This is a genomic window from Nitratidesulfovibrio termitidis HI1, from assembly GCF_000504305.1.
GTDB lineage: Bacteria > Desulfobacterota > Desulfovibrionia > Desulfovibrionales > Desulfovibrionaceae > Cupidesulfovibrio > Cupidesulfovibrio termitidis.
This window is the reverse complement of sequence record NZ_KI632512.1, coordinates 2,471,458-2,493,538: the sequence shown is the minus strand read 5'-3', so window position 1 is coordinate 2,493,538 and position 22,081 is coordinate 2,471,458. Positions and strand designations below refer to the sequence as shown.

Below are 22,081 nucleotides of genomic sequence, written 5' to 3'. Positions count from 1 at the left end.
CGGGAAAATGTGCCGATTTGCACTGTTTGCCTTCCGTGGGGCGCAGAAGTGCCCCCGGCATGCTGCGGGGCACGCCGGGGGCATGGCGCGCACGGCGCGGTGGCCGGTGCGCGGGGCCGGTTGGAGGGTCAGCGGGCCAGGGCCACTTCCTGAAGGCGGGGCATGATGTTTTCCTCCAGTTGCGCCCCCCCCATGGGAAAGGCGCGGCCGAGGAACTCGTACTTCGGCTGCCCCATGCGGTGGTAGGGCAGCAGTTCGTGCACGAGGTTGGCGCGCTTGGGCAGGAACCGGGCAATGGCCCGGATGTCGTCTTCGTTGTCGTTGAATCCCGGAACGACCGGGGTGCGGGCAGTGATGGGCAATGCGGGGAATTCTGCGCATATCCGGAGGAAGTTCGCCAGGATTCGCTCGTTGCCCACGCCGGTGCCCTGGCGGTGTCGCTCGGTGGACAGGTGCTTGATGTCGAACAGCAACCCGTCGATGTGGCGGCAGGCTTCGACCAGTGCATCGCCGTCACAATGTCCGCAGGTTTCCATCACCGTGTTGATGTGCCTGCGGCGTGCCTCGCGCAGCAAGGCCACCGTGAAGTCGGGCTGGTACATGGCCTCCCCGCCGGACAGGGTCATGCCGCCACCGGAGCGGGCGTAGAACACGGAGTCCTGCTCCACGGCCTCGAGCACGTCGTCAACGCCGAGGCGCTGGCCATAGACGCTCATGGCCTTCGTGGGGCAGGCGTCTGCACACCGCAGGCACCCCGTGCAGCGCTGGTGGTCGATGGCCAGCAGGCCCTCTATCTCGAAGATGCAGCCCGCCGGGCAGGCGGGAATGCAGTGGCCGCACACCGAGGGCGAAAGACACGTGTACCGGTTGTACCCGCGTTCAGGCTGGAGCCTCTGGGATTCCGGGTTGCTGCACCATGCGCAGCGCAACGGGCAGCCCTTCAGGAAGACCATGGTGCGGATGCCCGCGCCGTCGTGCACGGAATATTTCTGCATGTTGAAGACGATGCCCGTCATTTCCCTGTCGTGCATGGGTATGCCTCTCCCGTGGCGGAGGCGGGGAAGGTTCTGGGCCTTCCCCGCCTCTGGGGCTAGATCGCGTCGTGCTCGGTACGGTTGATGACGTCGTCCTGCAGGTCGGGCGACAGGTCGCAGAAGTAGGAACTGTACCCCGCGATGCGCACCAGAAGGCCCCGGTATCTGTCGGGATCGGCCTTGGCCTTGAGCAGGGTTTCCCTGTTGATGATGTTGAACTGCAGGTGCCACAACTTGAGGTCGCACCAACTGCGGATGAGATCCACGAGCTTGCGGGTGCCCGTCTCGCCGGCAACGCACCTGGGCGACAGCTTGATGTTCAGCAGGCGCGAGGCGCGGTTCTCCAGGTCGCAGTTCTTGGAATTGTAGTTGGACAGCAGTACCGCCGTGGGCCCGTTGCGGTCCGCGCCGTGCGAGGCGGAGGAACCGTCGGACAGGGCCGTCCACGCCCTGCGGCCGTTGGGGGTGGCGCTGACCACCTTGCCAAAGGGCACGTGCGAGGTGATGGGCACGTAGCGCACGTCGCAGTTGATGCCGCGAATCCGGGAGTACTTTTCCGCAAAGACCTGGGTCATGCGGTCCACTTCCCTGGCAATGGCGTCGGCATAGGGATTGTTGTTGCCGTAGCAGGGCGCCGAGCGCAGCAGGGCGCGCAGGGGCTCGTGCCCCGCAAAGTCGTTCTGCAGGGCGGCCACCAGTTCGGCCATGGTCACCTTCTTGTCTTCGAACACCAGCTTCCTGACCGAGGCCAGCGAGTCCACCACGGTGCCGTACCCCAGGAATTCAAAGTACGAAAAATCCACGCCGCCTTCGATTTTCGGCGACTGCAGGTCCTTGCAGTCTGCCACGCACAGGTCGTGCAGCACCGAGGCGAAGGGCGAGGCGAAGTGCTGCGGGCGCAGGCAGTCCACCACGTACTGCTGGGTGAAGGCCTTGGACAGCAGGTTCATGTGCTGGGCCTTGTAGGCTTCCCAGAACTGTTCCCAGGTGGTGAAGGTTGTGGGGTCGCCGGTTTCCAGCCCCACCAGGTCGTCCGGCCCGTATTTCAGCATCCGCCCGTTGTGCATGGTCATTTCCATGGCCGTGGCGAAGTTGATGTACACGCAGCCGGAGGTGTAGGTGTCGCGGTTGGGCATGCGGGCCTCGGTGCAGCCCGACACGGCGTAGTCCAGGGCATCCCTGAAGGACGCGCCCTTGGCCACGTACAACGGCACGACTTCCTCGTCGTTGATCAGCTTGGGAAAGCCGGAGCCGTCCTTGATGGTCTCGGCCACGTCGTACAGGAAGCGTTCGGGCGAGCGGGAGTGGATGCGGGTGGCAAGGTCGGGGTAGTTCAGCGGGAATTCGCGCTTGGAGCGCAGGAACAGGTACGTCAGGTCGTTGGTGGCGTCATGGCCGTCGGGGGTCTGGCCGCCGATGGTCACGGCCTCCCAGTGGGCGTAGCCTTCGTTGAATTCGTTGCCGGTGGGGTTGATGTACAGGTCGATGAACTGCGCCATCTCCACCCACATGCACTCCAGAAGCTCCATGGCACGTTCTTCGGTGATGCGGCCTTCGGCAATATCCCTGGCGTAGTATGGGTAGAAGTACTGATCCATGCGCCCGTTGGAGATGATGGCGCTGGCCTTCTGCTCGATGCGCGAGAACATCTGCACGAACCACTGCGACTGCACGGCCTCGTGGAAGGTGCGGGCGGGGTGCGCGGGCACGTGGTCGCAGATGTCGGCAAGGTGCAGCAGTTCCTGTTTGCGGGCGGGGTTCCTTTCGGCGGCGGCCTGTTCGCGGGCAAGGTCGGCGTGGCGTTTCGCCCAGAGCATGAAGGCGTCGCACACGATGACCATGGCTTCAAGGAAGGGCTTCTTCTCCCAGTTGTCGATGGGGCTGTCGGGATCAAGCCGTTCCATGCGGGCCAGCATTTCCGCCCTGATGTCCAGCATGCCGCGTTGCAGCACCTTTTCGTAGTCGTGCACCCACTGCAGGGCGGAACGGTAGGAAGAGGTTTCGCTGACCACGAACTTGGACTTCAGGCCCGAGTCGTCGGCGTAGGTGACGTTGCGCAGTTCCGCGGGCAGGGCGCCGTTGAGGTGCTCGTGGTAGGTCTTGCCTTCCCAATAGGGGGCGATTTCTTCGAGAATGATGTTGATGTCCGTGTCCGAGATGCGGAACGGGCTCTTGGCGCGGCCTGGCAGGTCGCGCATGACCTCGCCGTAGAAGTCGCCGTCGATTTCCGGGTACAGGATGCCGTAGCGGCCGAACTGCCCGGCGCGGCCCGCGATGAGCTGGTTCGGGGTGATGTACACGGTCATCTTTTCGGCGCAGTTGTGCAGCGCCTTGGCCCAGCGCAGTGCCAGCAACTGGCCTTCGGTGGTGCGCATGGACTCGGTGAAGTAGCGGGCGCGCTCCACGTCGATGAACGGAACCTGGTACTGGAAGGTTTCGAGAATGGAGTAGACGCGCTCGCGCCCGGCCTTGTTCGGTTCCGGGTTCTGCAGACGCACTTCCTGGGGGGAAAGGCGGCAGGTGGTCATGTAAGGTCTCCCTGGGCCGTGGCCCATGTGCGTGATGTTGCAGGGGGGCGGTGTACGCATGCACTGGCTGGCGATAAGCATCGAGTGTGCCATGGAATAAAAATGTGTTAATACAGCATGCTGGTGGCATTTGCCTTTCTGGGGGCCTGCGCGGGATGGAAGGGGGAATGTTGCAAGAATGCGTCGTCATGGCGGATAAATTCAGTTAATGTAGATTGTTGCTTGTAATTGTGCAGGATGGCACAAGGGGTTGAGGTCGCATTTTTGCGACCCAGGGCCTGGTGCGGCTGCCCGCCACTGTTCCAGCCCGCCTGCTGCGGGCCGGAGCGGATGCAAAAATGAAGACGCGGCGCACGGAGTTCTTCCGTGCGCCGCGTCGTTTGCGCTGACGTGGTGGGGGGGGGGGGCGAAGCGAGCGCCCCGTGCGACGTTATGCCTTCTTCGCCAGCCCCAGCCTGGCCACCACCGCCTCGGCGGCGGCAAGGGTGTACGCCTCGGGCGACAGGCGCGCCTTGTCTTCCGGGCGGACCACCAGCGCGGGCGCATTGGCCAGGGTGGGGTCCGGGGACACGCCGTATTCGGGCGGGAAGCTGTTGGTGAAGTACATGTCCTGAAAGCCCGCGAACTTCAGGCTGTGCGCCGTGGCGTCGAGCACGGCGTGCTCGGTTGGCGACACAAGGCCCAGTTCGCGGGCCTTGATGAGGCCGGCCAGGCATTCGCCGCCCTGGGTGCAGGCGATGTGCCCGTGGCGGTTGCCCCGGATCATGGCGTCCATGATCTGCTGCTCGGTCACCTGCACCACGGAGAAGGCGCGTTCGCCCCCTTCCGCGATGAATCTGTCCGCCAGCGCCTTCACGCGGGGGAAGGACACCGGGTTGCCGATCATGGCGGCCTGGGCCACGCTGGGCTGCACGGTGACGGGGGCGTAGGTGCGCGTGGCCGGGTCCGGCTGGCTGTAGTAGCGCCACACCGGGTCGGCATGGTGCGACTGCACGCCGATGACCCGCGGCAGGCTGTCGATGATGCCAAGGCGCAGCAGCTTCAGGAAGCCCGCCATGATGGCCGTGACGTTGCCCGCGTTGCCGATGGGCACGAACACGCACTGGCCCTTCATGTCCCAGCCGTACCACTGGGCCACCTCGAAGGCGTAGGATTCCTGCCCCAGAATGCGCCAGCTGTTCTTGGAGTTCAGCAGGGCCACCCGGTAGTTTTCGGCCAGGTGTTCCACCACCTTCATGCAGTCGTCGAACACGCCGGGAATTTCCAGCACCGTGGCCCCGCTGCCCAGCGGCTGCGAAAGCTGCTGCGGGGTGACCTTGCCGTGCGGCAGCAGCACCACCGACTTCACCGGCCCGCCCACGTACGAGGCGTACAGCGCGGCGGCGGCGGAGGTGTCGCCGGTGGAGGCGCACACGGTCAGCACCTCGTCCCAGCCGTGCCTGCGCACCAGCGCCTTCAGGTAGCTGAACGCGCAGGCCATGCCGCGGTCCTTGAACGAGGCGCTGGGGTTCTGTCCGTCATTCTTGAAGGCGAAGGGAATGCCCACGGCATCGCGCAGCACGGGGGCCGCCTCGACGATGGGGGTGTTGCCTTCGCCAAGGTACACGATGTCCGTCTCTTCCAGCACCGGGGCCATCAGCTCGTAGAAGCGGAAGATGCCGCGCAGGGCGGTGGTGCGGGTGGCGGCGCGGGCGTCGAACAGGGCGCGCCATTCCGGGCCGGTGCGCTGGGCCGCAAGCGTGTCGAAATCTAGGTCTTCCAGCAGGTACACCCCGCCGCAACTGGGGCAGGTGTACAGCAGCTCGTCGATGCCGCGGCGTTCTCCGCAGCCAAGGCAGACGTACTCCATCCGCGTGCGCGCGGCCGGAAAGTCTTGGCCGGGTGCGGTGCAGGCCGTGGGACAGGATGTGGGACAGGATGTGGGACAGGACATGGGGGGCCGGTCTCCTTGAAATCGTGCAATGCAGCAGCTGTGGCGCCTTGCCGTGGCACCGGCGACAGAGCCGGGGCGGCGCCGTGAAAACTACTTTTCCGGCGTGGCGCCGGGTTCGCCGTGCGCGGCGCAGCCGCACCCGCAGGGGGCCTGCCCGTCTGACTCGGGGGCGGCATCGGCGGCATCGGCGTCAGCGGTGCAGCCGGTGGGCGCCGCGTCGTGGTGCTTCTTCTGCCAGGGCTTTTCCTCGCCGCGTGCCAGCCGCCCGATGTTTTCGCGGTGGCTCCAGTACACCAGCGCCATGACCACCAGCGCCAGCGGCAGCAGCTTCCACTTGCCGTACAGCAGCAGGAACACGGGCAGGGCCGTGACCAGGGTCAGCGAACCCAGCGAGACGAAGCCGGAACGCCAGATCACCAGCAGGCAGGCAATGCCCGACAGCACCAGTTGCCCGAAGGCCAGCGGAATGAACACGCCCACCGTGGTCGCCACGGCCTTGCCCCCCTTGAAGCCCAGGAAGCAGGAGTGCAGATGCCCGATCAGGGCGGCCAGCGCCGTCAGGCTGTGGAAGAAGGCGGAATTGCTGAAGGACATGGCGATGGCCACGGGCAGCGCGCCTTTCAGCGCGTCGCACAGCAGGGTGGCCACGCCCCATTTGGTGCCGCACAGCCGGGCCACGTTGGTGGCGCCCACGTTGCGGCTGCCGCCGGTGCGCGGGTCCACCCCGCAGAAGGTGCGGGCGAACACCAGCCCGAAGGGGATGGAGCCCATGACGTAGGCAATGGCGATCCAAAGCAGGTTACCCATGGTCGTGCCTCCAGTGGGGGGTGACGGGTGGGTGGAATGTCGTTGTTGCGGTCATTGTGCGAGGTCGCATGTCGTCCCTGCGGGAACGCGTGCCGTTCTTTCGGGAACGCGTGCCGCACCGGGCCACAATGCCGTCACTCTTCTTCCGCGTCCAGTATCTGGATTTCGTTGTTCAGCGGATGGATCTTGCCCACCCGCACCCGGAAGTGCTGGCCAGGGTTCACCTTGTCGCCAAAGGTAGAGCGCCGCCCCCGCAAAAACAGTTGTTCGCGCGGCAGACTGACGGTGACGAAGGCGTCGTTCTCTTCCGTGACCACGGCGTGCCACCAGGTCTTGTCGCCCTTCTGGCGAAAATGCAGCAGCTTCCAGTAGCGCGGGCGAAACCGCTGCACCTGCCCCGCCGCGTCCAGCCGGGCGTTCAGCAGGGGCAGCATGGCGTCCAGTTCCTCGCGGGTCCAGCGGCCCTGCCCGGTGGCCAGCGTGTGCAGCACCTGGGTTTCGTTGATCAGGTCGGGGTAGCGGCGCAGCGGCGAGGTGACCGGGCTGTACGCGGGCACCCCGATGCCCGCATGGGGCCGGGGCGAGGTTTCCAGCAGCGATGAGGCCAGGGCCTTGACCACCCGCGCCACCTCGTGCGGGGCGCGCCACACCCCGGCGTATTCGCGGGGAATGCCCACGTCCTGGGTGCGGTGCAGCAGGGCCACGCGGTTTTCACCGGCCCAGCGGGCCACCCCGGCGTTGGCGAGGATCATCATCTCCGCCACGATGGACTGGCTGCGGGGGGTGACCGGCTGGTCCGCGATGTCCACGATGGTGGCGGAGCCTTCGCCGGATAACGTCACTTTCGGATCGTCGCGTTCGATGATCACCGCCCCGCGCCCGATGCGATGGGATTGCAGGGCGCGGGCCAGTCTGTCGGCCACGGCCAGTTGCTCGGCATGCGGGACCGCCGCGTTGTCCGGCAGGGGAATGGGCGCGGCAGCGGCAGCCGGGGTCGCGGCATCCGCATCGGGGTCGCCCGCCAGCATGGCCGCCAGCAGGTCGTCGTCCGGGTTCGGGGCGGCCTGCGGCGGGGCCACGGCGGTCAGGCAGGCCTCGCAGGCCTCGTAAGTGAGGTTGGCGGCCAGGTTCACCCACGCGCCGCCGGGCACGCAGGATTGCAGTTCGCCGTCCGGGGCCACTTCCATGGTCAGTACCAGCGCGGGGCGGTCCTGACCGGCCAGCAGGCTGAAGAAGCCGATGCCCAGTTCTTCGGGCAGCATGTGGTGGGTGGCTTCCGGCAGGTAGATGCTGGTGGCGCGGCGCAGCACGGCCTTGTCCAGTTCGCTGCCGTAGGGCCAGGCCAGGGCCGGGCAGGCCAGGGCCAGCCACAGGCGAAAGCCCCCGTCGCCGCGCGCCTCGATATGAAAGGCGTCGTCGATGTCGCGGGTGGTGGCGGAATCTATGGAGATGAACGGCGTGGCCAGCGGTTCGCGCCGGGCGGATTCCACGGCTGCGCGCAGCGCGGCGATGTCGTCCGCGTGGTGGGCGGCCCAGGTGTTGCCGGGGTCGTAGCCCGCGCGGTCCATCCAGAAGTTGTGGTGCTCCGGCACCAGCCCCCAGGTCTTGGCCAGATGCAGGGCCAGATGCGGGTCGTCGGGCAGGCCCTTGGTCACCTGTTTCCAGACCGCCTCGGAGTCGTGGTCGTCCGGGTCGGCCAGTCGGGTCATGACCAGTTCGGCCAGTTGTTCGGCGATGCCCGGGGCCGGGCGTTCCGGCGAATTTTCCAGGGGCAGGGTGCGGCGGCGCGAGTGCACGTCCCACAGGATGCGCACGAATTCGTTGCCTGCGGCCACCAGGGCTTCGCGCTGGCGGGCGGCTTCCTGCTCGGCCAGTCGGGCGTCCACCTTTTCGGCGGTGTACACCTCGAAGTCGGGCGGCTGGAACTTGAAGTGGGTCTTGCAGGCCAGCATGGCGCGGCCAAGGGCGGCCAGGTCGTCCACTTCCGGGGCTTCCCAGAGCAGTTCCGCGAACCATTCCAGCGAGGCGCGGTCCACCTCGCCCTGGGCCAGGGTCCAGAGTTCCAGCGGGTCGAGCGCGGTTTCGCGGTCGTCGCGGCGCTGGCGGTGCAGTTCCAGCAGGTCGATGATCTGCTGGCGGCCGTATTCGCCGGAGTAGACCGGGCCGGACCAGGGCAGCAGGCGGTTGGTGGTGAGCTTGGTTTCGCGGCGGTTGGCGAGCAGCAGGCGCAGCTTGCCTGCCTGTTCTTCGAGCACCCAGGCCGTTACCGGGCGGTTGCCCTGCATGAATTCAACGATGCACCCCGGGCCGGGGTAGCGCACGATGCCGGATGGTGCCGCCATGTTTCCCGCTTGGTTTGGTGGGTGAAGCCTGCCGTTGGGCTGGATGAAGGTTGGGGTGGTGGTGCCGCGTGGTTTAGCGCGGTGCGCCATGTCAGCGCGGTGGCGCTGCGGGCGGAATCCGTAGGTGCGTTCTGTCAGCGCGGGTGCGCTGCCCACGGAATCCGCGCTTTGCGGACGCCATCCGTAAGGCTCGCGCAAGCGCTCACCTAACGGCTGCCGATCTCCGCGCAAAAACGCCAATCCGCCTTGCCCGGCCACAAAAACTCGTAATTCCTTGCATCGCCCCCGCACCAGCCACCCGCAGCGGAAGACCGCTGCGGGGTATAAGGAAGAAAGGCAATTTCAGGACAAGGGGCTGTCTTGGTTTTGCCTGCGTCAGGTGCGGCGCACGGGAGGGCGTGTTCGCAACGGAGAGATTTCGTTCGCTGGCGAGGAAAACGAGCCTGACATGACGGAGTATGCCTCAACCGTTTGGCGAGCTTGCGAGCCTTACGGATGAGGACCGCAGCGCGCTCTTTTCGTATTCGACGGAGTGGCAGGCGCAGTTTGACGAAGCCAGCGGGCGAAAGAACACGTTGCGGGCATGCCCTAGTGTTTGAACGACCGCTGCCCCGTGAAAACCATGGCCACCTGCGGGCTGGCCTCGTTCAGGGCCATGATCACTTCGTGGTCGCGCATGGAGCCGCCGGGTTGGGCGATGGCGGCAACGCCCTGTGCCATGGCCACGTCCACGCCGTCGCGGAAGGGGAAGAACCCATCGGAGACCAGCACGGTGCCGGGCAGGCCGCCGCGTTCGTCCTTGGTGCGGCGTTCGATGGCGGCCAGCGAGTCGGCCAGGGCCGGGTCATTGGCGGCCTTCAGCTTCAGGTCGTACAGCGAGCAGTTGTGCGCGGCGAAGGCCAGCGAGTCTGCGTACTTGGTATAGGCCTTGTGGATGGCCAGTTCCACGCAGCCCACGCGGTCCTGTTCGCCGGTGCCGATGGCCACGGTGGCGCCGCCCCGCGCAAAGATCACCGAGTTGGACGTGACGCCCGACTCCACGGCCCAGGCGAACAGCAGGTCGTCGGCCTCCTGCCTGGAGGGCGCGCGGGCGGTGACGGTAACGCCGTCCTTGCTGGTGGCTTCGGCGGGCAGAAAGTCGGCCACGGTGCGGATGCGGTTGCGGAACGAATGCTGGATGACCATGCCGCCGTCGGTCAGGCTCTTGATGTCCAGGAACGGCGCATCGGCAAAGTTTTCAAGCTGGCCCAGGCCGGGCATGCGCAGGATGCGAAGATTCTTGCGGGTTTGCAGCAATTCCAGCACGCCGGGTTCGAAGTCGGGCGCGGCCACCACCTCGAAGTAGTTGGCGGCGATGAGTTCACCGGCGGCGCGGTCCAGCGGACGGTTCACCACCACGGCTCCGCCAAAGGCGGCAATTCTGTCGCAGTTGTAGGCCTTGCCCAGCGCGTCAGCCACGCCCGCATCGGACCAGGCGGCGCCGCTCGGGTTGTTGTGCTTCAGGATCACGGCGGCGGGGCGCGCGGTCAGGTACTGAAGGATGTTCACCCCGTTGTCCACGTCGGTCAGGTTGGTCTTGCCGGGGTGTTTGCCCGCCTGGACCATGTGTTCTTCGGCGATGGCCGAGACAAGACCCTGCCCGGCGGCGCGAAAGGCCACGCCGCCAAGGGTCAGCCCGCCTTCGGCCAGTTCGTACAGGGCGGCGGGCTGATCGGGGTTTTCGCCGTAGCGCAGGCCCTTGCGTTCACCGTCGATGGTCCAGGTGCGTTTGCGGTAGGTCAGGGTGGTGTCGCCCAGCGTCAGGGTAAGGGAATCCGGAAACGGATCGTCCTGAAGGGTGCGGTACATGTCCTTGAGGCTGGCGGGCTTCGGCGAAGTCATACGGGCTCCGGCAGGGGCGGCGCGGGATCGGCAACGCCGCGTGCATCCGGCGCGCGGGTGCGCGCGAGGGGCCGGGTGCGGCGTGCCGGGTAGGCGGCCTGCGCCCGGCGGCGAGGCCGGGCGGAATGGGCGTTATCGGGGGCGGAAACGGCTGCGGCATGCGCAACGCCCCGCCACGGGGCGGGGCGCGGTCGCCTTCCGGGCTGCGACAGCGGGAATGCTAGCACAGCCCGCAAGGGCGGGCAATTTCCATTTGAACCGGCATCCGGATTGGCGTAGCCTGCGGAGCACGGCGCGGCCACTGCAAGCGCACGGACGCATCGGCGTTCCGGTCGACGTTCAGGCCGCCCCGCACCACCTCGCCACACCACCCTGCATGAAGGAGCGATGACCCCATGGAGCGCATGCTGCAAAAGCTGGCACAGCAACTGAACGCCTACGACGAGGCGTCGCTGATGTCGCTGTGGGACCGCTACGCCGCCGTGGTGGACCGCTTCGAACCCACCAAACGGTGGGAAGAGGCGGCGCTGGTGCTCAGCCTGATCCAGGCGGTGCGCTGGAAGAACCAGCTCTTCAACCACCACTGGGCCGCTGCGGCCCGGCCCGAGGGCGAACCCCTGGGGGTGCCCCCGCGCATGGCCTTCAACCTGGAACCCGTGCCCGGAACCGGGGCGGACAGGGACGACCCCGCCCTAGACGGCGGGCCAGCGGACGGGGACGGCGTCCAGAAGCGGCGCAAGGTGCTCAGCTTCCGGCCGCGAGAGGGCGACTAGCCCGTTGAGTATGTAATAGTAGTAGCGCACGCTTTCCACGAATGCCACGGCCTCGTAGCCACGACAGTACCCGTACCGGGTGCGGGCGTGGTAGCGGGGCCGCGCCAGTTTGGGAAAGGTGTCCTTCAGTTCGCGCCAGGTGCGGCCTGAGCCGCCAAGGTCCTGATTCAGCCGGATGGCATCGCGCAGATGGCCCGGCCCCTGGTTGAAGGCGGCCAGGGTGAAGAACCAGCGGTCCCATGGTTGCAGGTCAAGGTCGTCCAGGCTGTCCCACAGCATGCGCAGGTAGCGCGCCCCGCCCCGGATGGACTGGCTGGGGTTCATGCGGTTGACCTTCAGCAGCAGGGCCGTGCTCTGGGTAAGCTGCATGATGCCGCGCACCCCGGTCTTGCTGCGGGCGGACGTCTCGAAGCGCGATTCCTGAAAGATCACGGCGGACAGCAGCAACGGGTCGATGTTGCTCTGGGCGGCGGCGCGGCTGATGGCGGGGGCGTGGGTGGGCAGCTTTTCGGCCACCACGTTCATCAGGTCCATCAGGTCGAAGATGTCCGCGTAGCCGGAGGCACCTGTGTAGTCGCCGTTCTCGGGCACACCCAGCGATTCCGGCAGAAAGCCGAAATAGCGTTCGGTCAGGTCGTCCAGCAGGGTATCCGCCGGGGCGGTGCGCTCGCGCCAGAATTCGTCCAGCCGGGGTGCCAGCGTGGCGTCGTCGCCGCGCCAGTACCAGTGGTAGGACAGGGCCTTGCCCGTGGCCCGGCCCGCCGTGGGTTCGGCCATGAAAGGCTGCCACAGCCGCCACGAATCGCCGTCCACCATAGCCTGGCGGGGGGCATCAGCGGATGCGGCTGCGACGTCCGCGGGGGGGCCGCCGGACAGGGTGGCGGACAGGGAGGCGGACAGGGTGCCGGACAGGCCACCGGACAGAATGGACGGACCGCCGGAAGGCGGCAGCAGCCCAGGAATTGCCGGACCCTCGGATGAGTCCCAGGTGGTCAGCAAGAGGGCCGAGCGCAGTCCGTCGCCGGGCTGGCCGTCCCGCGCGGTTCCGGTGGCGCCTGCATCATGCAGCACGGCATTGACGGGCGCGGGCAGGTCCGGTTCGGACCAGCGCACCAGCACCGGACGGGCGTGGTCGTAGGCTGGTCCCGTCACCAGGTCGGTGAGGGGCGTGGGGTCTGTGCCGGTGGCCAGCCGGGTCAGCAGCGCGGCCAGCGAGACGCCGGGCGCGGCGTCCGTTTCGCCGGTTTCGCCAGCAGCACCCGCCGCCCCGTTTGCGGCAGGAGCGGTGCCGGTGGTGCCAGATGTGCCAGATGCGTCGGATGCGTCGGATGTGCCAGATGCGTCGGATGCGTCGGATGTGCCAGATGTGTCGGATGTGCCAGATGTGCCGGACGCGGCGGGGCCGTCTCCGTTGCCATCACCCGCGGCGCCGAAGCCCACGGCCACGTCGGCGTAGCCGTCGGCCACCAGGCGCAGGGCCTCGTCGCGGTTGTCGGCCTTCACCCAGCGCAGCTCGTAGCCGTAGCGGGCGCAGAAGGCGGTCAGCAGTTCCTGTTCGAAGCCGGGGCCGTAAGGCGAAAGCCGTGTCAGCACCCGTTCGCGGGCAGGGGCGGCCACGCGCAGCACGTCGGAGTCATGCGGCGCGGGCAGCAGGATGAGCAGCAGCAGGAACGCCTGGGCAATGGCAAGGCCGAACAGCGCGAAGCGTTCCCGGGTGGTGAAGATAGGATTGTGCATGCGATACGGTGGGCCGACGGGTGGAGAGCAGCGAGGCGGAGCAGAGCGGGTGGCCGGATGCGCGGGTGGCCTGTGTGGTCGGGGGAGCGGAAGGGGCGTTCGCCTGTGGCGGGCCGTGCTTCCGTGCGCGGGGGTGGCCGTCGGGCCGTGGGTTGTGCGGCGTTGCGCGGAGCGGCGCTGGTGCGCCGTTTTCCCGGTGGGCCTTGGCCCGCCGGTGGCTCCGGCATGTCCGCGTGCGGACGATTTTCTGCTGACGGGGTCGGTTCCGCAGCAGTTCCGTTGACTTCCAAGAAGTCACGGGATAAGACATGATGCCTTTTCTGCGCGCCTTCGGCAAGAGCCGGAGCCGCAGGGTGGCACTCAATGTCACAAGGAGTGGGAAATGTCAAACGTGGTCGTGATGGGCGCCCAATGGGGCGATGAGGGCAAGGGCAAGATCGTCGATCTGCTGACCCGCAAGTGCGACGTGATCGTGCGCTTCCAGGGCGGCAACAACGCCGGGCACACCGTGCTGGTGGGCGACAAGCAGTACATCCTGCACCTCATTCCCTCGGGCATCCTGCATCCGGGCAAGAAATGTCTCATCGGCAACGGCGTCGTGCTCGACCCCGCCGTGTTCTGCCGCGAGGTGGAAACCCTGCGCGACAAGGACGTGGACGTTTCTCCGGCGCGGCTGATGATCAGCCGCAAGGCCCACGTGATCATGCCCTACCACAAGGCGCTGGACGTGGCCCGCGAGCGCCACAAGTCCAACGAATCCAAGATCGGCACCACGGGCCGGGGCATCGGCCCCTGCTACGAGGACAAGATGTCGCGCATCGGCATCCGTGCCGCCGACCTTGGCATGCCCGAACTTTTGCGCGCCAAGATAGAGGCCGCGCTGCTGGAAAAGAACGCCCTGCTGGCCGGCCTGTACGGCGGCGAACCCATGACCGTGGACGCGGTGTTCGATGAAGTCATGGCCGTGGCCCCGCGCGTGGTGCCCCACCTGGCCGACGTCACCGCCGAGATCGAAGCGGCCTGGGCCGCCGGGCAGCACGTCATGTTCGAAGGTGCCCAGGGCACCCACCTGGACATCGACCACGGCACCTATCCGTTCGTCACCTCGTCCAACACGGTGTCGGGCAACGCTTCCGCGGGCAGCGGCATCGCCCCCACGAAGCTCGACCGCATCGTGGCCATCGTCAAGGCGTACACCACCCGCGTGGGCGCCGGACCCTTCCCCACCGAACAGCTGAACGAGGCGGGCGACTACCTGCAGCAGAAAGGACACGAATTCGGCGCCACCACCGGACGCAAGCGCCGCTGCGGCTGGCTGGACGCCGTGGTGCTGCGCGAGGCCGTGCGCCTGAACGGCCCCACCGACATCGCCCTGACCAAGCTGGACGTGCTGTCCGGCCTGAAGGAACTGCAAATCTGCACCGCCTACGAATACCAGGGCGGCACCATCACCGTGGCCCCGCAGGAGCAGAACGGCATGGCCCACGTCACCCCGGTGTACGAGACCATGCCCGGCTGGGATGACGACATCACCGGCTGCACCACCTGGGAAAGCCTGCCTGCGCCCACCCGTGCCTACATCGCCCGCATCGAGGAACTGACCGGCGTGCGCGTGAGCCTGGTGTCCGTGGGCCCTGAACGCGACCAGACCATCAGCCGGGGCTGGTAGCTCCCGGTTCGGAATATCCACTCGGAAGGGGCGGCACGGGCCGCCCCTTTTTCATGACGGATGCGCAATCGGGCGCAATCGGGCGGAGCCGGGGCGCCAACGGGCATGGACGGCCCCCCGCGCCTTCGGGTAGCATAGCCCGTCTGTCTGCCCGTTCGTCCCGTCCGGCAGCCCGGCGGGTCGGAACCCGCTTCACACAAGTATCGGAACCACCATGGCCAACGACATCACCACTGCCCCCAAGCGAGGCCGCGCCGCTGCCGCTGCGGCAGAAGCCCCGCCTGTTCCGCAAGATCCGCGCGAGGCCGTGGCCCCGCTGCTGGCCCCCCGGCATCAGCGCACCGTGGGCCATCTGCACGCGCTGGCCGCATCGCCGCCGCAGGTGGTGCTGGCAGAGGGCGGCACCGCGCCGGAACGCATGGCCCTGGCCCTGTACTGGGCGGCGCTGCTGAATTGCGAGGCTCCAGACGGCACCCCGGGCGATGCCTCCGCTGGCGCCCGCCCCTGCCTGTCCTGCCCGTCGTGCCTGCGCATGGCCGGGGGCGGCCACCGCGACCTCATCGTGCTGGACGGCAACAAGCCCAGCGCCGAGGAAGGTTCCTTTTCCATAGAGAACGTGCGCGCGCTGCGCGGCCTTTTGGGCGAACCCCCGCGCGAGGGCCGCAGGCGCGTGGTGGTGCTGGTGGATGCCCACACCCGCGTGGAGGCGGCCAACGGCCTGCTGAAGTCGCTGGAGGAACCCCGCCCCACCACCTGCTTCGTGCTGCTGGCCCCCCAGCGCGAACGGTTGTTGCCCACCCTGGTGTCGCGCAGTTTCGTGCTCACCCTGGCCTGGCCCACCGATGCCGCCCCGCCGCCCCCGGCGGTGCGCGACTGGCTGGACGCGCTGGTGGAATTCATCCAGACCGGCGGCGGCTGGATGGCGCGCACCTCGCGCAAGGGCGATCTGGATGCCCCGCTTGCCGCCGCCGTGGTGCTGCATTGCCAGCGTGCCCTGTCCGACGTGCTGGCCGGGCGCGCCGCCGACCCCCTGGGCCGCCTGCTGGCAGAGCGTATGGACCTGGCCCGGCTGCGCCGCTGCGACGAGGCCCTTGCCGCCGCGCAGGAGGCCCTTTCCCTGAGTCCTAGCCCGGTGAACCCGGCCCTGGTCATGGACTGGCTGGCGACCCGGATGTTTCTGGGCGTCCGCTAGCCGTTCCCTGCCTGGGGCGGCATCCACCGCGCACGTGTTCCCGGCGCGCCTTCAGCCAGCCTTATCCGATTCCTGCCCTATGCGCGGCCATCGCCCTGTTTTGCGGCCTTCCACCATGAACCGAACAGTTGCGACTCGTTGTCCATGTCGATTACCTCACCGATGCGCGGCGTCAGCAGTCTGAAGGGTTTTTCGACGCTTGCGGCGGTGATCCTTTCGTAGGGTGCATCCCAGGCATGGTTGGATATGCAGAACCGCCCGGAGTGGACCGGCAGAAGAGCCCGTGCGCGAAGGTCCATGGCCCCCTGGACGGCTTCTTCCGGCATCATGTGAATGTTCTTCCAGCTTGGGTCGTATTGCCCGTTTTCCATGATGGCCAGATCCACCGGGCCAAATTTCTCGCCAATCTGCGCAAAATGGGGACCGTACCCGCTGTCTCCGCTGTAGAACACCCTGCGCCCCGCCGCTTCGATCATGAAGCCTGCCCAGAGCGTCTTGTTGCGGCTGAACCAGCGACCGGAAAAGTGCCGTGCCGGCAGGACATGGACGGTAAGGTTACGCCCTGTTTGCACGCTCTCGTCCCAGTCGGCCTCGTGGATGATGGCCGGATCGAAGCCCCATTCCTCCAGAATGGCGCCGACGCCCAGCGGACAGACGACGGCCTTCACCCTGGGCCGCAGGGCGGTCAGCGTCGCATGGTTCAGGTGGTCCCAGTGGTCGTGGGAGATGATCAGGCAGTCGACCTCGGGCATCGCATGGGCGGAGTACGGGTAGTCTCCGGCAAAGGCCCTGTTCATGAAAAAGAACGGAGCGGCATAGGAGCCGAACACCGGGTCGATCAGAATGGTGCTGCCGCCAATGCGCAGGAATAGCGACGAGTGCCCCAGCCAGACAACGGACCCGTCATGCCCCGCCAGTCCCCTCAGGTCCGTGGCGAGCACGGGCAGGGGGTGATCCGGTTTCAGCCGGTCCTTGGGTACGAACAGGAAGTCCCACATGGAGGCCGCCCGTCCCCCTTCGCCGGTGAAGAGTTCGGTGGGCAACTGGTTGTGAAACTCTCCGCCCGTATGGTTGGGAGATGTCCTGATGCGCTCCAGCCGTTGCCCGTCAGGAAGCGGGCCGATCTTGGGCCGGAGCGCGCAGGACCCCGCCGCCGCGCATGACAGGCCCATGAGCAGCATCATCTTTCGCCGCGTCAGCTTCAGACTGTTCCATGTCATCGTGCATTCATCCTCATTTCGTCCTTGAAATCCCTGTTGCCGAACAAGCTAGTCACGGCACTGGCTGGAAGGTAGGCACGATCCTGCCCGATTCTTGCCTGATCCTGCCCGGTGTGTTGCTGCACGCGCTGCTGCGCGGGCCAATGCGTCGTACATGTGAACCCGGATGAGGCCCCGTTCACAGCGCCGCTTGCGGCGTCTCCTGTCCGCTTCCGGTTTCGTGTCCATTCTCCGCCTGCCCCCGCTCTTCAGCGTCCTTTCGCATGTGGCGCATCGGTCCGCCGCGCAGGGGAAACCCGTACGGTTTGTGGACAACACTCCGTAACACAAGCTCTTTTTTTGTGGTTTCGATGCAGGCCAGCGCGTGCGGCATTGCGCGCCCCCTGCCGAGCGTGTAGCATCCGGGCATCACACAGACAGTCGCCGCGCCGGGGAGGCCGCATGAACATGACCGCAGAAGTGCCGCGTACGGTGCTGATCATCGAGGACAGCAACGTGCAGTCCAAGATCATCCGCAAGCAGATCCAGGCGCTTACCCAGTTCGACACACTCATTGCCCACAGCATACAGGAAGCCGAGGCCCTGCTGCGCGACCACGGGCAGCAGATATTCATCGCCGTCATCGACCTGAACCTGCCCGATGCCCCCGACGGCGAGGCCGTGGACCTGTGCCTGGCCTGGAAGGTGCCGTCCATCGTGCTGACGGCCACCTTCAACGACGAAATCCGTCGCCGGTTCATCGAACGGCGGGTGGTGGACTATTTCTTCAAGGGGTCCATCCAGGACATGGACCCCATGGTGGCCAGCCTGGAGCGGGTGTTCAAGAACCAGTTCATCACCGCGCTGGTGGTGGACGATTCGCGCACCCAGCGCGCCCAGATAAAGAAACTGCTGGAAGTGCAGCGCTTTCGCGTGCTGGAAGCCGGGGACGGCGTGGAGGCGCTGGCCGTGTTCGAACAGAACCCCCATACCCGCCTGGTGATCACCGACTACCAGATGCCCAACATGGACGGCATCGAACTGGTGCGCGAACTGCGTGGCCGCCACAAGATGGACCGCGTGGCCATCATCGGGGTGTCCTCGGTGGGGTCCGGCCCGCTTACCGCCCAGTTTCTCAAGAACGGTTCCAACGATTTTCTCACCAAGCCCTTCGAGGTCGAGGAGTTCTACTGGCGCGTCAACCACAACATGGACGTGCTGGACATGATCTGCGACCTGAAGTCGTGCATGGAGTCGCTGGAAACGCACTGAGGCGTCCGCGCGCAACAGGGAGGACGAATGACGTCGCACGAGGCGTACAGGTCGCCGGGGCATCCCGCAGGCATGGACCCCCGCCGCGTGGTGGGCATGCACGGTGGCCTTGCCGCGCCCGCTCCCTTTGCCGCCTCGAGGACACGCGCCGATCGTGCTGGTGCTCCGGGCCGTGGCCCGGTGCTGTACTGGATGCATCGCGAACACCGCGCCCGTGACAACTGGGCGCTGCTGCACGCCCATGCCGAGGCAGTCCGGCTGGGCGTGCCTCTGGCCGTGGTGTGGTGCCTGGCAAACAGCTTTCTGGGCGCCACCATCCGCCAGTTCGGCTTTCTGCTGCGCGGGATGGAGGAAACCCAGCGTCATCTGGCGGTGGCTGGCATCCCCCTGGTGGTGCTGCGCGGCAATCCGCCGGAAGAGGTGGTGGGCTATGCCCGCACGGTGCATGCCGCGCTGGTGGTCACCGACTTCGACGTGCTGCGGGTGAAGCGGGCGTGGCTGGCATCCGCCGCGCGGGGGCTGGCCGGGTTCTGTCCCCTGCACGAGGTGGATGGCCGCAACGTGGTGCCCTGCCGGGTGGCCTCGCCCAAGCGCGAATACGCGGCCCGCACCCTGCGTCCGAAAATCCATCGCCTGTTGCCGGAATTCCTGACGTCCCTCCCTCCGCTGCCTTCCGTGCCTGGCGCGTCCGGCGTATCTGGCCCCCCGTGGCCGCTGCCCGTTCCCGAGGTAGACTGGGCGTCCCTGCGCGACAACCTTGCCGTGGACCGCAGCGTGGCCGAGGTGGGGCCGCTGCCGGGCATGCCGGACATCATCCCCGGGGAAGACGCGGCCCGCGCCGCTCTGGACGACTTCATCCGCACCCGCCTGCACCGCTACCACCTGCGCAATGATCCCAATGCGGGTGGCGTGTCCGGGCTGTCCCCGTACCTGCACCTCGGCATGCTGTCCGCCCAGCGGGCCGCGCTGGCGGCCCAGGTCAGCCCGGCTGCCGTGGCCGCGTCGGACGAGTGCCGTGCCTCGTTTCTGGAAGAGCTGATCGTGCGGCGCGAACTGGCCGACAATTTCTGCCTGCACGCCCAGGACTACGACGCGGTCACCTGCTTTCCCGACTGGGCGCGCGCCACCCTGGACAAGCACCGGAGCGACCCGCGCCCGGCCCTGTATGACGAGGCCCAACTGGACGCCGCGCGCACGGCGGACCCGTTGTGGAACGCAGCCCAGACCGAAATGGTGGTTACCGGGCGCATGCACGGTTACCTGCGCATGTATTGGGCCAAGCAGATACTGCTGTGGTCGCCCACGCCCGAGGACGCCGTGCGCGTGGCCGTGGCCCTGAACGACCGCTACTTTCTGGATGGCCGCGACAGCAACGGCTACACCGGCATCGCCTGGTCGGCAGGAGGGGTGCACGATCGTCCGTGGGGCGAACGGGCCGTGCAGGGCACCATCCGTTCCATGACCTACAACGGGGCGCGCTCCAAGTTCGACGTGGGCGCGTACATCCGGCGCATGCAGGCGCTGCGCGGCGGTGCGGGGGAGCAGGGTACGCTGTTCTGAACAGGGCAGGAGTCGACCCGCCATGACGGAAACAAACGAGCGGGGCACACCTACGTGGTGCGCCCCGCTCGTTTGCCGTGTGGTGCACGGGCAGGCGGTAGGAACGTCAGTCTCTGGAATCTGCGCCGTCCCGCCGGTCTTGCTCTGTCTGTACGGCCCGCACGCGCAGCGGCGATTCGAAAACCGTGAAGGGAATGGTGGCGCGCATACCGTCAAGAAAGGCGCGCAGTTCCCGCTCCTGATGGGGCGAGAAGACGATCTTGAGCACCGCGTCTGCGCCGGGGGCAGCGGAGCCTTTGGCGTTGCCGCCAGAAGAAGGGGCCGCCGCTTCGTGCCCGGTCGGTTGCGTACCGTTGTCGTCCGCGCTCCCGGCACTGCCAACCCCGCGGTCGAGCACGGTCATGTAGCCCAGGTTGTCTTGTGCCTCCAGCAGAAAGCGGAACATGGCAATGTGCCGGGGCGCGATGCGCGCATACAGCCGCGCGGAAGTGCGCGGCGGGGGCAGCGGTGGGGAAGGCTTGCGGGGGCGTTTGCGGGCCACGGGGTCTCCTGGGGATGGTGGCGGCCATGCGAATTTGCGGGCACTGCGGAACATGCCGGGCATGGACACTGGTACGGGGGAGGTGCCCCGACATGGCCGCCGTGTCAAGGTGCCCCCTCGGACGCCTGCCGTTACGCCCAGGAAGGGGCTTGTCCACCGCTGGGGCCCACTCGCCTTGGTACGGGGGAGGTGCCCCGACATGGCCGCCGTGTCAAGGTGCCCCCTCGGACGCCTGCCGTTACGCCCAGGAAGGGGCTTGTCCACCGCTGGGGCCCACTCGCCTTGAGTCTGCCTGCCACCCGCTGGGCACCCGTCTGGCGCGCATCCAGAGAACGTCCAGAGTTTGTCCCGTAATTATCCAATGGGCACGGCGGGATGCGGCGGGCATTCATGGTAGTGCGCATTTCATGCCCAATGTCTGCCAGCCTTCTATCCGCCACTCGCCAGCGCCTGCCCCTGTGACGCGAAACGCCCGGCCCCTTCACAAGGGCCGGGCGCAGGCAGTGCGTTGCGGTTGGTCGGGCTAGAGAATCTCCACCCCGTCCTCGGTGACCAGCACCATGTATTCCCAGCGGATGCCGCCCCATTCGGGGTAGTACAGGCCGGGTTCCACGGTCACGATCATGCCGGGCTTCAGGATCATTTCGTTGCGCGGGTTCAGGCTGGGCGGCTCGTGGGTTTCAAGGCCTATGCCGTGCCCCAGCGCGTGGGTGAAGTGGGCGGCCACGCCCTGCGCCTCGAAGTGGGCGCGCGCGGCGCGGTAGGCGTCGGCCACGGGCAGGCCGGGGCGCATGATTTTTATGGCTGCGGCCTGGGCGGCCTTGGTCTGTTCCAGCGCGAGGGTGAAGTGGTCGGCGGGCTTGTCGCCCACCCAGAAGGTGCGGGTCTGGTCCGAGTTGTACAGGTCCAGCCGGGCGCCCACGTCCACCAGCACCGGGCAGTTTTCGGTCAGCGGCACGTCGCCGGGAGCGTAGTGGGGCAGGGCGCCGTTGGTGCCCACACCCACGATGCTGGAGAAGGCCAGCTCGCTGGCGCCGTGCTCGCGAAAGAACTTTTCGATGTCCCAGGCCACCTCGGCCTCGGTGCGCCCCGGCACGAGGACGGTGGGCACCCATTCCATGAGCCGGTGGTTCAGCGCGGCGGAACGGCGCATCAGCTCGATTTCTTCGGGCTCCTTGATCACCCGCATTTCCTCGACCATGCCGTCGGCCCGTTCCATGGTCAGGCCGGGCGAGACCTTGTCGAAGAAATCCAGGGTCACGGCGCGCGCCTCGAAGCCCACGGCGCCGCGCACCTTGTCCTTGAGCAGCCCGTTGATCTGCCCCGGCGCATCGCCGGAATAGATGAACACGCGCTCTTCGGGCCACAGGCGGCGGGCCGCGTCGAGGTAGCGGGGGTCGGTGCACAGCCAGTCGTTGCCGTCGGCGGTGACGATGAGGTACCCGGCGCTCTCGTTCAGCTGCACGTCGTGCAGTTCGAAGCCGGAAAGGTAGAAGCGGTTGGCCGCATGGCTGACCAGCAGGGCGGACAGGCCTTTTCCGCGCATGGCGGCGCGCAGGGTTTCGCGCCGCGCCTCGTAGCGTTGTGCATTCATGGTGGTCTCGAATCGGGTC

Annotated in this window: 15 protein-coding genes; 5 read left to right on the top strand and 10 right to left on the bottom strand. The window is 67.2% G+C overall.

Annotation, left to right across the window (positions count from 1 at the left end; translation table 11 throughout):
* Positions 1-128 precede the first annotated feature (128 nt).
* From hpsH to DESTE_RS10105, 6 genes are all read right to left on the bottom strand, one after another.
* Positions 129-1,031, bottom strand: a complete 903-nt coding sequence (gene hpsH, locus DESTE_RS10130; protein ID WP_035067386.1) for a (2S)-3-sulfopropanediol dehydratase activating enzyme — start codon at positions 1,029-1,031, stop codon at positions 129-131.
* 59 nt (positions 1,032-1,090) lie between these two features.
* Entirely contained in the window at positions 1,091-3,562 is a 2,472-nt protein-coding gene (gene hpsG, locus DESTE_RS10125; protein WP_035067385.1) for a (2S)-3-sulfopropanediol dehydratase, read from the bottom strand.
* 430 nt (positions 3,563-3,992) lie between these two features.
* Positions 3,993-5,411: a threonine synthase gene (gene thrC / locus DESTE_RS10120; RefSeq protein WP_035070123.1), complete on the bottom strand. Its 1,419-nt coding sequence runs from the start codon at positions 5,409-5,411 to the stop codon at positions 3,993-3,995.
* Positions 5,412-5,585: 174 nt separating this feature from the next.
* Positions 5,586-6,302, bottom strand: coding sequence for a glycerol-3-phosphate 1-O-acyltransferase PlsY (gene plsY / locus DESTE_RS10115; RefSeq protein WP_035067384.1), 717 nt, complete (start codon positions 6,300-6,302; stop codon positions 5,586-5,588).
* 134 nt (positions 6,303-6,436) lie between these two features.
* Positions 6,437-8,644, bottom strand: a complete 2,208-nt coding sequence (locus DESTE_RS10110) for a ribonuclease catalytic domain-containing protein (RefSeq protein WP_035067382.1) — start codon at positions 8,642-8,644, stop codon at positions 6,437-6,439.
* Between the two features lie 588 nt (positions 8,645-9,232).
* Positions 9,233-10,525: an IMP cyclohydrolase gene (locus DESTE_RS10105; RefSeq protein ID WP_035067381.1), complete on the bottom strand. Its 1,293-nt coding sequence runs from the start codon at positions 10,523-10,525 to the stop codon at positions 9,233-9,235.
* A 395-nt stretch (positions 10,526-10,920) separates the two neighbouring features.
* On the opposite strand from DESTE_RS10105, the gene DESTE_RS10100 reads away from it, so the two are divergent.
* The gene (locus DESTE_RS10100; RefSeq protein WP_035067379.1) at positions 10,921-11,298 is read left to right on the top strand and encodes a hypothetical protein; all 378 of its coding nucleotides are present in this window, start codon (positions 10,921-10,923) and stop codon (positions 11,296-11,298) included.
* On the opposite strand, the gene DESTE_RS10095 is transcribed toward DESTE_RS10100, so the two are convergent.
* Positions 11,218-13,035 (bottom strand): transglycosylase SLT domain-containing protein, encoded by a 1,818-nt coding sequence (locus DESTE_RS10095; protein WP_035067377.1) that lies wholly within the window; start codon positions 13,033-13,035, stop codon positions 11,218-11,220. The genes DESTE_RS10100 and DESTE_RS10095 overlap by 81 nt on opposite strands.
* Before the next feature lie 382 nt (positions 13,036-13,417).
* On the opposite strand from DESTE_RS10095, the gene DESTE_RS10090 reads away from it, so the two are divergent.
* Positions 13,418-14,704 (top strand): adenylosuccinate synthase, encoded by a 1,287-nt coding sequence (locus DESTE_RS10090; RefSeq protein ID WP_035067375.1) that lies wholly within the window; start codon positions 13,418-13,420, stop codon positions 14,702-14,704.
* Positions 14,705-14,918: 214 nt separating this feature from the next.
* A complete protein-coding gene (locus DESTE_RS10085) occupies positions 14,919-15,896 on the top strand; it encodes a DNA polymerase III subunit delta' (RefSeq protein ID WP_035067372.1) in 978 nt (325 codons plus the stop codon).
* Between the two features lie 77 nt (positions 15,897-15,973).
* On the opposite strand, the gene DESTE_RS10080 is transcribed toward DESTE_RS10085, so the two are convergent.
* Positions 15,974-16,939, bottom strand: a complete 966-nt coding sequence (locus DESTE_RS10080; protein WP_198015353.1) for an MBL fold metallo-hydrolase — start codon at positions 16,937-16,939, stop codon at positions 15,974-15,976.
* A 624-nt stretch (positions 16,940-17,563) separates the two neighbouring features.
* Between DESTE_RS10080 and DESTE_RS10075 the strand changes: the two genes are divergently transcribed.
* Both DESTE_RS10075 and DESTE_RS10070 read left to right on the top strand, forming a co-directional pair.
* Entirely contained in the window at positions 17,564-18,367 is an 804-nt protein-coding gene (locus DESTE_RS10075; RefSeq protein ID WP_035070122.1) for a response regulator, read from the top strand.
* Positions 18,368-18,394: 27 nt separating this feature from the next.
* On the top strand, positions 18,395-19,927 hold the full coding sequence (locus tag DESTE_RS10070) for a deoxyribodipyrimidine photo-lyase (protein WP_084559425.1): 1,533 nt from the start codon (positions 18,395-18,397) through the stop codon (positions 19,925-19,927).
* Between the two features lie 106 nt (positions 19,928-20,033).
* On the opposite strand, the gene DESTE_RS10065 is transcribed toward DESTE_RS10070, so the two are convergent.
* Both DESTE_RS10065 and DESTE_RS10060 read right to left on the bottom strand, forming a co-directional pair.
* Positions 20,034-20,468, bottom strand: a complete 435-nt coding sequence (locus tag DESTE_RS10065; protein WP_035067368.1) for a DUF4911 domain-containing protein — start codon at positions 20,466-20,468, stop codon at positions 20,034-20,036.
* Between the two features lie 523 nt (positions 20,469-20,991).
* On the bottom strand, positions 20,992-22,062 hold the full coding sequence (locus DESTE_RS10060; protein WP_035067366.1) for a M24 family metallopeptidase: 1,071 nt from the start codon (positions 22,060-22,062) through the stop codon (positions 20,992-20,994).
* Positions 22,063-22,081 lie beyond the last annotated feature (19 nt).